Origin of the sequence: Paraburkholderia sp. FT54, assembly GCF_031585635.1 — a bacterium.
In the GTDB taxonomy this organism is placed as follows: Bacteria; Pseudomonadota; Gammaproteobacteria; order Burkholderiales; family Burkholderiaceae; genus Paraburkholderia.
Map to the genome: position 1 here is coordinate 2,423,469 of NZ_CP134196.1, position 11,862 is coordinate 2,435,330.

Consider the following 11,862-nt stretch of genomic DNA (forward strand, 5'->3'; position numbering starts at 1 on the left):
TTTGTCCAGATTCAGCCTGGCAGCGCGTGACGCGGGCCTGCCGGGGTGTCGTCGACCGTGAGTTCGAGCCTGCCGGCGACGTTCTGGATGGGATAAGTCGCAAGACTCAAACCGCCTTTTCCCGGCATGCAACCGGTCGAGACGTCAAAACGAAGGCCGTGCGCGGGGCAGCGAAGCAGGCGCCCTTCGATCTGCCCACCTGCAAGCGATGCCCCATTGTGCGGACAGGAGTTTTCGACGGCGCAGAGCTCACCGTCGATGTTGAAGAGCACCACACTGCGGCCGTCAACGAAGACCAGCTTGCGCTGTCCTGGCGCGAGTTCATCGGCCGATCCGACCGGTATCTGGCGTGACATTATCTGTTTTCCTGATCATCAATCGAACGCAGCATGGCATCCACGATCGCGCCGGGCGAGTACGCCCCGGACAGCGACAGTGCCGAATTAACCACAAAATGCGGCACACCCCTCACTTCTGCAGCTTGCGGTGAACGCGGCAACGCGATGTTGTCTTCTCGCCGTGACGTCCTGAGATGGTCAGCGAGGCTTGCGGCGTCGAGGCCGCACGCGAGACCCATCCGCTCGAGCACGTCCGGGTTGCCGATATCTTCGCCGCCCATGAAATAGCCGGTGAACAGCCGGTCGATCAGCAACGCGCCCTTACATGCCGCGCCTGTGTTTGCGGCGGTGGCCCAGGCAACGAGTTTGTGCGCTGCCCGTGTGTTGGGCATCACCTCGATCCTGTCGAACGCCAGTTCGATGCCGGCCGCGTGAGCGGCCTCCTGAACCTGTGCGCGCCGCGTAGCGACTGCGCCCGGACTCCCCAGACGGGCCACATAGAACGCCTGATAAGGCACCCCGCCGACGGGCGTATCGGGCAGCAGCTGATGCGAGTGCCACCGCACCTTGACGCTGACGTCGGGACGCAAGCCTGCGAGGCGACTGACGGCCGCATCGAGATTACGCTTGCCAATCAGGCACCACGGACAGACAAAATCGAAGTGGACATCGACCGTCACCCACGTGTTGTTGCTCACTGCCGTGCCCTGCTCCGTCTTCGTTGCACCGTCCATGTCAGAGAAGCTCACGGATCAGGGTGTCTGCCTGCGGCCACTCGCCATAACCGGCCGCGGGGTTCAGGTGCCCAACTTCGCCGAGGTCGACGAGACGGCTGCCCCAGTCCGCCGCCATGCCGGCAGCGCGATCGAAACCTGCAAGCGGATCGTTGCGGCTGGCGCAGAGAATACTCGGGAACGGCAGCGGTTCGCGCGGCAACGGCAGCCACCCGTGCTCTTCGAGCACGTCCAGCGCTGGATAACCGGCGGGCATGGGAACTTCAAGGTCCGCCGGCGTGGCCAGCAGCGCGCCCTGGATCGCGCGGTTATGGTGCCGCGCCCAGTGCACGGTAATCATGACGCCGGCGCTGTGAGCGACCAGCACGATCGGGCCATCGATCTTCTCGATGGCCTGGTCCAGCGCCGCCACGCGCGCCGCGCAGCTGAGCTTGTCGTGCTCGAGCGGCGGGACCGAGGCTGTTTTGGCAAGGCGAGCCTGCAGCAATGTCTGCCAGTGCTCGGCCACATGGTCGCGCAGACCGGGCACGATAAGTACGGTAGGTGCGGTATTGAGCGTCACGACGCTAAGTCCTTCAGGTTAGTACGGCTTGTCGCCAATGATTCCGGCTCGCTCCATCTTGCGATGGCACGGCGCGTAATCCATCACCGCGTAGTGCTGCGTGCTGCGGTTGTCCCATATCGCGACGCTGTTCGGCTTCCAGCGCCAGCGCACCTGGTACTCCGGGATGTACGCCTGGCTGATGAGATAACGCAGCAGGTCGGGCCCGCCCGGATTGGCGTCCTGGCCGAAGCGCACGCGCGACGGCGTGTGGTAGTTCGTGAAGTGCGTGGTGAACGCATTGACGAACAGCAGTTTCTCGCTCGTCTCGGGGTGCGTGCGCACGACCGGATGTTCCGCATCGGGATACAGGGCTTTCAAGGCGTGCCGCTTCTCGATCGGCATCACCGCACCGAAGCTCGCCTCGATACTGTGGCGTGCGCGCAGGTCGGCGATCTGTTCCTTCACGTGCGCGGGCAGGTTCTCATACGCGAGCACCATGTTCGCCCACATCGTATCGCCGCCGACGGGTGGGCATTCCACGCATCGGAGCACGGCGCCGAACTGCGGGGCTTCGCGCCACGTCGCGTCCGAGTGCCACGCGTTTTCGTAGCGGTCGTTGGGCTGGTCCGGCGACTTGTAGATTCGTACAAGGCCCGGATGCTCAGGATCGCTGCCCGCGACCGGGTGGTCTTCCAGCTCGCCGAAGCGGCGCGCGAAAGCGACATGCTCAGCACGGCTAATGTCCTGATCGCGCAGGAACAGCACACGGTGCTTGAGCAGGTTCGCGCGGATCTCGGCAAAGAGGCCATCGTCGTGGATCGCGTCGGCGAGCTTGACGCCCACCAGTTCGGCGCCAATGGCGTTGTTCAGTTGTTCGACAAGCATGGCGTCCTCCTTAAATGACGAAGACCGATGAACCGGTTGTCTTGCGCGATTCGACATCACGGTGCGCTTGTGCGGCGTCCTCGAGCGCATAGCGCTGATTGATCTCGATCCTGATGCGGCCAGCCGCAACGTGGCCGAAGATTTCCCCGGCCAGGTCCGCTTTTTCAGCAGGGTCGGCGATATAGTCGGCGAGCGCGGGACGGGTCAGATACGGCGATCCTTTCATTGCCAGGATCTGCGGATTGAATGCCGGAATGGGCCCCGATGCCGTGCCAACGCAAACAATAAGGCCGCGGCGCTTGACCGAATTCAGCGTCGCTTCAAAGGTATCCTTGCCGACACTGTCGAACACCACATTCACCCCGACGCCATCGGTCAGCTCGCGTACGCGCGCGGCGACGTCTTCATGGCTGTAGTTGATGGTGTGTTCGCAGCCGTGCGCGCGGGCGACTTCCGCTTTCGCGTCGCTCGACACGGTGCCGATCACCGTGAGCCCCAGCAGCCTGGCCCACTGCGAGACGATCAGCCCGACGCCGCCCGCCGCCGCATGAAGCAGAATCGTATTGCCGGGTTTGAAATCATAAATGCGCCGCATCAGATACGACGAGGTCAGGCCGCGCATCGTCATGGCCGCGGCCGTCTCGCAGGCAATGCCTTCAGGCAGCTTGATCAGCGGTGCCGCCGGACACAGGCGCTCCGTGCTGTAGGCGCCAAGCGTGTTGATAAAGCCCGTGTAGGTGACACGATCACCTGCCGCGACGTTCGTCACGCCCTCGCCCACTGCTTCGACCACGCCCGCAGCCTCTACACCCATGCCGGCAGGCAGCGGAACCGGATATAGCCCGGAACGGAAGTAGGTGTCGGCGAAATTCAGACCGACGGCCTCATGGCGCAGGCGAACCTGGCCCGGGCCCGGATCGCCGACTTCGACGTCTTCGTAACGCAAGACCTCAGGGCCGCCGGTTTCATGAAAGCGGATTGCTTTCGCCATGATTCGTTCTCCAGTTTGTTTCTTGATTTACAGAAAGAGGATGCACCTGCCGGAGGACTGTCACGTACCGGCGCAGGCGTCGATTACCGCACGATGTTCAGGTGCCGTTCAAAACGAGGCCTTCTCACGCAGTGCATTCACGAGGTCAAGGTCGCGTTTGTAGCTGCAACGGCCGATGGCAAACGCGACCGCCGCGAGCAACGATGCGAATGGGACCAGTTGCAAGGCGCCCAGCAGACCGATCCGGTCAGCGACGACGCCCGTAAGGATGGCCGCGGGCGCCAGTCCCAGCAGGTTGTTGGCCAGTGTCAGGGTGGCGAATGCCGATGCGTGGATCGACGGCGGGGTAAGGTTCGCCACCATCGCACCCGAAGGCCCCGTCGCACCAGCACAGAAGAACATGCCGCAACCGATCAGGACGAGCTGCAGCCGGCCGGCCGGCAGGTGGAACGCGATGCCGAGCAGGACGCAGCACAACAGGCAATACACAATCGCGGTCATCCACTTTCTTTGTACACCCTTGCGGTTGAGACGGTCGGCGAGGCTTCCGCACGCGATCATGCCAACGCCGGTCACGAGCACGAATACCGCGCCATGTACGGCCGCCTTACCCGGTGCCATGCCGTAATAGCGATTCAGGAAGCTCGGCATCCAGGACCATACGGCCGCCGGAACGAGCAGATGCATACCGCTGCCCACATAGGCGCAAACCACGGACTTCGTGGAAAACAGCCCCTTCATCAGCGCGCGAAAGCTCATGCGCACGCCAAAGTTACCCTTCTGCCCGGCGATCGCCGGTTGCAGCGAAGCCAGCCTTTTCTCCGTGACAACACAACGGTAAATCACAACAAGCGCGATACCGACGCAAGCCATTGCGCCGAACGACCAGCGCCATCCAAGGCTGGACGCGACGGCGCCGCCGAGCGCCATGCCCATCACGGAGCCAAATGCGCCGCCTGCCATGAAAGTGGCGGTGAGGGTGGCGCGCAGACGCGGCGGAAAAATACTCAGGACGAGCGCGATGCCCACACTTCCGTAGGCCGCCTCGCCAATACCGACGCACGCACGCGCGAGCAACATCTCGCCATAACTGGTCGAGATCGCACAGCCGAGTGTCGCGAGACTCCACAGCGCCGCCATCAGTGCGATGCTCTTTACACGGCCCCAGCGATCGGCGAGAACCGACAGCGGAAAGGTCAGCACGCCAACCATCAGTGCCACCACGCTGCTGAGCGAGCCGAGCTTCGTGTCAGAGAGGTTCCACGCCGACTTGATAAACGGAAAGACCGCATTGAGAACCTGACGCGACATATAGTCGGAAAGCAGCAGACCGATCGTGAGCGCGCAGACTACCCATGCGTAGACGGGTATGTCCGATTGTGTTGCCGAAACATCGCCCGTCGTGGGCTCAGCATGCTGTAAAAGCATTTCGTCTCCTCCGCGCCTTGCGCGTCCAGCGCCCTTTTCCCGTGACGGACAAAAGGGGCCGATTTTTGTGTCGCTCCCCCAGGGTCGCCGGGGGGCCTCCTTCTTCAACCGCCATCAGCACGAGATGTCATACCGACGGCGAGCACTGCCTTGTTACGCCGCGCGCAGCGGCAGGTTCTTAACGCCTGCCTTCCGGTTCGGTGCCATGCCGTTGGCCGCGAGTGTCTCGTCGACCGTCTCATACTGCACGCCAATCTTGTAGATCTCGCGCGCTTCCTTACCGGTGGCGATCTCGCGCCCGAGTTCACGCGCGACGCGCACGCACTGCTCGATCTGCTGCACGGATGTCATGCGGTTGCCGTGCTGGTCGATGATCGTGTCCTCGATGCCGCAGCGCGGATGCAAACCCATGGCCATCGCCATCATGTTGAACGGCAGGACGTTCTTCAGCAACGACTCGGCCGTGACCGTGCCGCCGTCCGGCGCACGGTGGACGAAGTTGAAGAAGTTGTGCGGATTCGGACCATCAAAGCCGCCGCCGATGCCGATCCACGTCAGGTTCAGCGGCCCCTTGTAGACGCCCTTGCGCACCAGGCGGTCGAGCGTTTCGAGTGCATGGATACCGGTGAGCTGGAAGTGCGGCTGGATGCCCGATGCCTGCAGGCGGCGCAGGTGTTCCTCGACCCAGGCCGGCCCTGCGGGCACCGTCATTTCACTATAGGCAGCCATGAGCGCAGGATTGGCCAGCGACGTGCCTTCCAGGTATTCCGGATAGAGCAACTCCATGATGTTCATCTGCGTGGTGTTGATCGCGACCGTCACCTGATCGGGCTTCGGGTCGAGATCGGCCAGCATGTGACGCGTGTCGTCGGACAGCCACTTTGCGGCCTGGCCGTCGTCTTCCGGTGCAAACGAGATCGAGCCGCCGACCTGAATGATCATGTCGGGCACAGCAGCGCGCACACCCGCGATCAGTTCGTTGAACTTCGACAGGCGCTTGGAGCCCTTGCCATCCAGCTCGCGCACGTGCAGGTGCAGCACAGTCGCGCCGGCGTTGTAGCAGTCGACGGCCTTCTGGATCTGCTCTTCCATCGTCACCGGAATGTCTTCAGGAAAATCCTCGGGCATCCATTCCGGGCCGTACGGCGCTGTCGTGATGACTACTTTGTCCTGATTCTCAGGGTGCAGCGAGTCGTCGAGAAATTGCATCGTTTCCTCCGGAAATTGTTGGATGCTTTACTTCCGCGTCAGGCACAGGTCGACGCGTCAGGAAATGGATCAGTGACGCAAAGATACGGCAATCCGAAAACACGGATTTCGTTTTTGGTGACATTGTTTTATGATTTGACGACACTGCGCGTTAACACCAATCCCGCGGCCCATCCCGCGCTAAAGGACTTCGCGCGTGAGGAACAAGGAGATCAAATGCCAGGCATGGTGAGGTCGTCGACACTGCACGGGTATTTCGACGTGGTGCGAGGCTTGGGTCTCAACCCCTATGAGCTTGTGCAGGAGGTCGGTCTCGACGCGGTGGCGCTGGCGAACCCGGATGAACGGATCCCGGCTGACGGCGCCTGCCGGTTGCTCGAAGCGACGGCGGCAAAAGCGTCGTGTTTGACACTCGGTCTGCAGATAGCGCAAACCCGCCAGCAGTTCGGCAGTGGCGTCATCAACGTTCTGCTCGCACACAAGCGCACGCTCCGTGAGGTGCTGCTGGCTGCTGCCCAGTACCGCTATCTGCTCAACGAAGCGCTGGGTGTTTACGTCGAAACGACCGGCGACACGGTGACGATCCGCGAAGAGATTGTCGCCGAACCCGGCACCCGCACGGTCCAGGCGATCGAATTGGCCGTCGGCGTGCTGTCCCGCCATTCCAGCGCGCTCCTCGGTGCCCACTGGAAACCGCACAGTGTGCACTTCACTCATGCGGCGCCGCCTGACCTCACCTTCCATCGCCGGTTCTTCGGCTGCCCGGTCACATTTGAAAGCGACTTCAACGGATTCGTTTGTGCGGCAACGGACCTCGATTATCCGAATCCGAATGCAGACCCCGTGCTGGTCCGCTATGCGGAAAGCCTCGCCAATCCGCTCAACAATACGGCGGCAGATTCAATTGCGCTGGATGTGCGCAAGACGATTTACCTGCTATTGCCCCTCAGTCAGGCTTCGATCGAACTGGTGGCGCAACAACTGAATCTGACGGTGCGCACCCTGCAGCGCCAGCTTGATTCGGCCGGGTCCAGTTTCTCGGTCATCGTTGAAGAAGTGCGGCGTGATCTTGCTGTGCGCTACCTGCTCAACCCGCGCTATCCGATCGGCCGGGTCGCCGCCCTGTTGGGCTACACCAACCAGGGAGCGTTTACGGTCTGGTTCCAGAAGCGCTTTGGCCTGACGCCCCGTGAGTGGCGCAGTCGCCACCGAAAGTGAAAATGCACGGGGTCGTGATGACATCTGCGGCGAATCAGGAATGGTCGCCCTGACGTGCGGCATCGGGCAGGTCGGCAGCCCTGAGCGCGAGGCTACGCGTCGCGGGACTGTCGAACGGCGTTCGGATTCGCTGTTCCCTGCATCGGGTAAACACGCGTCGGCAATCCATCTGCCTCGCAAGTCGTGGCCGACTTTGTCAATAGATGGGCCGCTTTAGATAGTCGCTTCGCGTCCAATCGGGACTACGATCGGTTCAACGGTTACCGCGCCGGGCCATTAGCTCTGCCCAAACCCGTGTCCCCTCTCCGATCGCTTTTCTCGTGATTACACCGTTGAATTGCGAAGGCTGACAAAAATCCGAGTGTCTTGCGCGTCGGCAAAATTGCACTTTGCCGCATCCCCGCAGTCTCGCCGCGAAACTGACGCTGCGAGGCAGCAGCGCTTCGGAAACAGACAGGGGCAGTCCATTTATTCAGTAATAACTAGTTGAGAGACAGATGAACGAAATCGGTGGTTACGACATTGAAGACCTTGAACCCGGCATGAGCGCCACCTTTGCGAAAACCATTACGGAGGCGGATATCCTGTTCTTCGCGGCCGCATCGGGCGACAACAACGCCGTTCACATCAACGAGGAATTCGCGCGAACCACCTCGTTCAAAGGACGTATTGCGCATGGGATGCTGACCGCGGGTGTGATTTCCGCGGCACTTGCCGGGCATCTCCCGGGCCCCGGTACCGTGTACCTCGGACAGAACCTGCGTTTCAAGGCACCGGTGCGGCCTGGCGAGACGGTGCATGCAACGGTCACTGTGAAAGAACTACAGCTGGAGAAGCGCCGCGTCGTGATGTCGACCGTTTGTACGGTTGGAGGAAAAGTGGTGATCGACGGCGAAGCGATCGTCATGGCCACGTCCCGTGCGAGGCGCCTGGCTGAACGCGCGGCCAGCGCCGAACCGGCTGCAATTGTGAGTCAGTCAATAGAGGCGCTGTGATCATGCCATTCAACGTACCCACTGAATATGTACAGGGATTCGTCAAGTCCGGGCAGCAGTTCTGGCGCGCCATGGCCGGTCTCGACGCGAATGACAATCCTCAGGGCGACATGCGCACTACAGCGGAGCCCCCGAAAGCACTGGCCGCTCCTGTGGCACTGCTCGAGGCGCACTCGACGTACTGGCCACAGGTGACATCGGTCTGGACCCGCGCGCTGGCCGGCACAATGGGCGCGGAAACCGAGCCCGTGATTGCCCCGAAGCGCGGTGATCGCCGCTTTATTGCCGAAGACTGGCGCAAGAATGCCTGGTACAGCCTGCTCAAGCAGAACTACCTGCTCAATGCGCGCTTGCTCGAAGATATGGTCGATGCGGTTGTCCTAGGTGAAAAGGACAAACGGAAGCTCGAATTCTACGCGCGGCAATTCATCGACTTGCTAAGTCCGGCCAATTTCGCCGCGACCAATCCCGAGGCGCTCAAGCTCGCGTTCGAGTCCAGCGGTGACAGCTTGCGTGACGGCTTCGCGAACCTGCTTGGTGATCTGCAGCGCGGCAACATCTCGATCACGGACGAGACCGCTTACGAGGTCGGCCACAACGTGGCGGCGTCCCAGGGCGCGGTCGTGTTTGAAAACGATCTATTCCAGTTGATCCAGTATGCCCCGCTCACCGACAGTGTTGCCAAACGTCCGCTGGTGATCGTGCCGCCCTGTATCAACAAATATTACATACTCGATCTGCAGCCTGAAAATTCCTTTGTGCGATTTGGCTGCGAACAGGGGATGACCGTGTTCATGGTGTCGTGGCGCAACCCGGACGCCGCGATGGCGCATACAACATGGGACGACTACGTCGAACAGGGAGCGTTGACGGCCATCGACGTTGCGCTGGCGATCACCCGCGCCGATCAGGTCAACGCGGTGGGCTGGTGCGTGGGCGGCACCATTCTGTCGTCGGCCACGGCGATCTCCCGGGCACGCGGCGACGACAAAGTGGCTAGCCTCACGTTGCTCACCACGATGCTGGATTTCGAAGAACCAGGTGAACTGGGCGTCTTCATTGACGAAGCGGGTATCGCCCAGCGTGAGGGTGCAATCGGCCGAGGCGGCATCTACTCCGGCAAGGAACTTGGGTTCACGTTCCAGACGTTGCGAGCAAACGATCTGATCTGGCCTTACGTCATCGACAACTACTTGAAGGGCAAGTCGCCGCCGGCTTTCGACCTGCTGTACTGGAACGCCGACAGCACGAATCTGCCGGGGCCTATGTACACCTGGTATTTGCGTAACATGTATCTGGAGAACAACCTGTGCAAACCGGAGCGGTTGACGGTATGCGGCACGCCAGTCGACCTGGGACGCCTCGACACTCCGACCTACGTACTGGCAACCGAGGAAGATCACATCGTGCCGTGGCGGTCGGCTTACCGATCCATGCAGCTGGTTGGCGGCCCGGCGCAGTTCGTTCTCGGCGCGAGCGGCCACATAGCTGGGGTCGTCAATCCTGCGTCGAAGAACAAGCGAAGTTTCAGGGTCAGTGGTGATTCGACTGGCGATCCGGATGCATGGCTGGCGTCAGCCGAAACACGGCCGGGTAGCTGGTGGACTCACTGGATCGAGTGGCTGAAGCCGTACGCTGGAGATTCGATCAAGGCGCGCACGAAGTTGGGAAGCGCCCGCCATAAGCCGATCGAACCGGCACCCGGGCGCTATGTGAAAGTTCGCACGGCATAGTGTTCGCTCTGGGCAGCGCGGCCCCGGCAGGACACGACCCGTTCGCCGGCGCCGACGCTGTCACGCCTATCAGATCGCGATTCGCCAGACATTCGACCAGTCATCTCCTTTCGGGGCGTGCGTACCTTCCCCACGGAATCGAACCCATTCCGTGGACTTTCGCGATGCCTCGAAACCCCTCCCCGGGCACGGGGAATATTGCTTTCGCTGCTTACGGCAGCAACACTGGCGCAAACGCTCCATTTAACCCATTCAAACATTGACCTTGCAAATTACTATGGATTCCAAATCACCCACGTATAATCTTGAGCCGGACGAAATCAGGTCGGACTTGAATGCAACCGGTCTCCGCCCCGTTGCAAAAAACGAACACGAAAGTAGCGCGGCACAATCAGACACGCCGGCCACGCGCATGCCAAAAGCAACCTGGGCCTGGGCTGAAAGTTCCAGACACTTCGACTGGATGGACTGGCATACCCCCTCGGCACTCGCGGGTGTCACTGACTTTGACCTGTAGATTCAGGTGGCGCTGTTCCCCGTCCAGAACGGGGTGCCGTACAATGACGGCCGTGGTGAACCGACATCAACGAGCCTCGTCAACGCCCATGCAGTCACCCAGCGCCACCGTCCCAATCTCACTCGTGAACGGTTTCCTTGCCGCCGCGGGTGCGCGGCCGGGTCTGGTCGGCAAATACCTGGACGAAGCCAGCATCTCACCGGCGCTTCTGACCGAACCGGGTGCGCGAGTCACGGAGGCACAGTTTTCGACCTTATACCGTGCCCTCGCCATTGAGTTCGACGATGAAATGCCGGGCATCTTCGGCCGTCCGATGCGCAGCGGCACACTGAAGTTTCTCTGCCTGAGCCTGCTCGATGCGCCCAACCTCGAAATTGCCATGCATCGGTTTGGGCAGTTCTTTCATATTGTGCTCGATGACTTCAGGTTCGAATCGCGCAGGGACGGCTTGATCGCGTGCGTTGCCCTTCACCCTGATCCATCTTCAACCGTCAGCATGCTTGGGCAGCAGCTCATGTTAAAGCTCGCACACGGCGTGGCATCGTGGCTGATCGGTCAGAAGATTCCGTTGCTGCAAGTAGAGTTCGCGTTTTCCTGTCCACCGCACACGGTGGATCATCTGTACCTGTTCCCCGGACCTGTCCATTTCGACTGCAAGCAGACGCTGATGCGCTTCAGTGCCGCGTATTTCGACATGCCCATCCGCCAGCGCAAGACGAATTTGCGCAAATTTCTCGCACGGGCTCCCGAGGACTGGATTTTTGTTTCCTTCAGCGAGCAGCTCACGAGCCACCGCATCCGACAGTACCTCGCATCCCGATTACCGGATGTGCCGACCGTTGAAGACGCCGCGCGGAGCTTTCACTGCTCGGTCCGCACGCTGTGCCGGCGCCTCGCCGCAGAGGAAACCGCATTTCAGACATTGAAGGACGAGTTGCGGCGCGATATCGCGATCCAGCGACTCACCGGTACCAAGGACGCGATCGCCGCGATCGCGGGCGATGTCGGTTTCGACGACCCCACTGCGTTTCATCGGGCGTTCCGGCACTGGACTGGAAGCACGCCTGGCGAGTACCGCCGGCAACCCTGAGCGCACCCCTATCCGCCTGGCGGGAGCACTGAACAGCAACCGGCTCCGCCGAGCCGTGCAATGGGGTAAACGCGCATCGGCGATCCGCCTGCTTCGCGAGTCGTGGCCGATTTTGTCAATAGATGGGCCGGTTTAGATAGTCGATTCGCACCCAATCGGGACTACGATCGCTTCACTGTT

The 11,862-nt window shown here is 61.4% G+C and carries 11 protein-coding genes; 4 read left to right on the forward strand and 7 right to left on the reverse strand.

Annotation, left to right across the window (positions count from 1 at the left end):
- Positions 1-11: 11 nt before the first annotated feature.
- The 7 genes from RI103_RS30480 to RI103_RS30510 all read right to left on the reverse strand — a co-directional run bounded on the left by RI103_RS30480 (position 12) and on the right by RI103_RS30510 (position 6,129).
- Positions 12-356: a Rieske 2Fe-2S domain-containing protein gene (locus RI103_RS30480; RefSeq protein ID WP_310816376.1), complete on the reverse strand. Its 345-nt coding sequence runs from the start codon at positions 354-356 to the stop codon at positions 12-14.
- A complete protein-coding gene (locus RI103_RS30485) occupies positions 356-1,072 on the reverse strand; it encodes a DsbA family oxidoreductase (protein WP_310816377.1) in 717 nt (238 codons plus the stop codon). Before RI103_RS30485 ends, RI103_RS30480 begins: the two co-directional genes overlap by 1 nt.
- Position 1,073: 1 nt before the next feature.
- Positions 1,074-1,634, reverse strand: a complete 561-nt coding sequence (locus RI103_RS30490; protein ID WP_310816378.1) for an alpha/beta hydrolase — start codon at positions 1,632-1,634, stop codon at positions 1,074-1,076.
- A gap of 18 nt (positions 1,635-1,652) precedes the next feature.
- Positions 1,653-2,501, reverse strand: a complete 849-nt coding sequence (locus RI103_RS30495) for a TauD/TfdA family dioxygenase (RefSeq protein ID WP_310816379.1) — start codon at positions 2,499-2,501, stop codon at positions 1,653-1,655.
- 10 nt (positions 2,502-2,511) lie between these two features.
- A complete protein-coding gene (locus tag RI103_RS30500; RefSeq protein ID WP_310816381.1) occupies positions 2,512-3,492 on the reverse strand; it encodes a quinone oxidoreductase in 981 nt (326 codons plus the stop codon).
- Positions 3,493-3,600: 108 nt separating this feature from the next.
- Positions 3,601-4,920: an MFS transporter gene (locus tag RI103_RS30505; protein ID WP_310816383.1), complete on the reverse strand. Its 1,320-nt coding sequence runs from the start codon at positions 4,918-4,920 to the stop codon at positions 3,601-3,603.
- A 153-nt stretch (positions 4,921-5,073) separates the two neighbouring features.
- The gene (locus RI103_RS30510) at positions 5,074-6,129 is read right to left on the reverse strand and encodes a 3-keto-5-aminohexanoate cleavage protein (protein WP_310816384.1); all 1,056 of its coding nucleotides are present in this window, start codon (positions 6,127-6,129) and stop codon (positions 5,074-5,076) included.
- 216 nt (positions 6,130-6,345) lie between these two features.
- Between RI103_RS30510 and RI103_RS30515 the strand changes: the two genes are divergently transcribed.
- From RI103_RS30515 to RI103_RS30530, 4 genes are all read left to right on the forward strand, one after another.
- Positions 6,346-7,347 carry an AraC family transcriptional regulator gene (locus tag RI103_RS30515; protein ID WP_310818612.1) on the forward strand — a complete coding sequence of 334 codons (1,002 nt, stop codon included), beginning with the start codon at positions 6,346-6,348 and terminating at the stop codon, positions 7,345-7,347.
- Positions 7,348-7,844: 497 nt separating this feature from the next.
- Positions 7,845-8,342 (forward strand): MaoC family dehydratase, encoded by a 498-nt coding sequence (locus tag RI103_RS30520; protein ID WP_310816386.1) that lies wholly within the window; start codon positions 7,845-7,847, stop codon positions 8,340-8,342.
- A gap of 2 nt (positions 8,343-8,344) precedes the next feature.
- The gene (locus RI103_RS30525; RefSeq protein WP_310816388.1) at positions 8,345-10,075 is read left to right on the forward strand and encodes a class I poly(R)-hydroxyalkanoic acid synthase; all 1,731 of its coding nucleotides are present in this window, start codon (positions 8,345-8,347) and stop codon (positions 10,073-10,075) included.
- A gap of 605 nt (positions 10,076-10,680) precedes the next feature.
- Positions 10,681-11,682 carry an AraC family transcriptional regulator gene (locus RI103_RS30530; protein WP_310816389.1) on the forward strand — a complete coding sequence of 334 codons (1,002 nt, stop codon included), beginning with the start codon at positions 10,681-10,683 and terminating at the stop codon, positions 11,680-11,682.
- Positions 11,683-11,862: the final 180 nt, after the last annotated feature.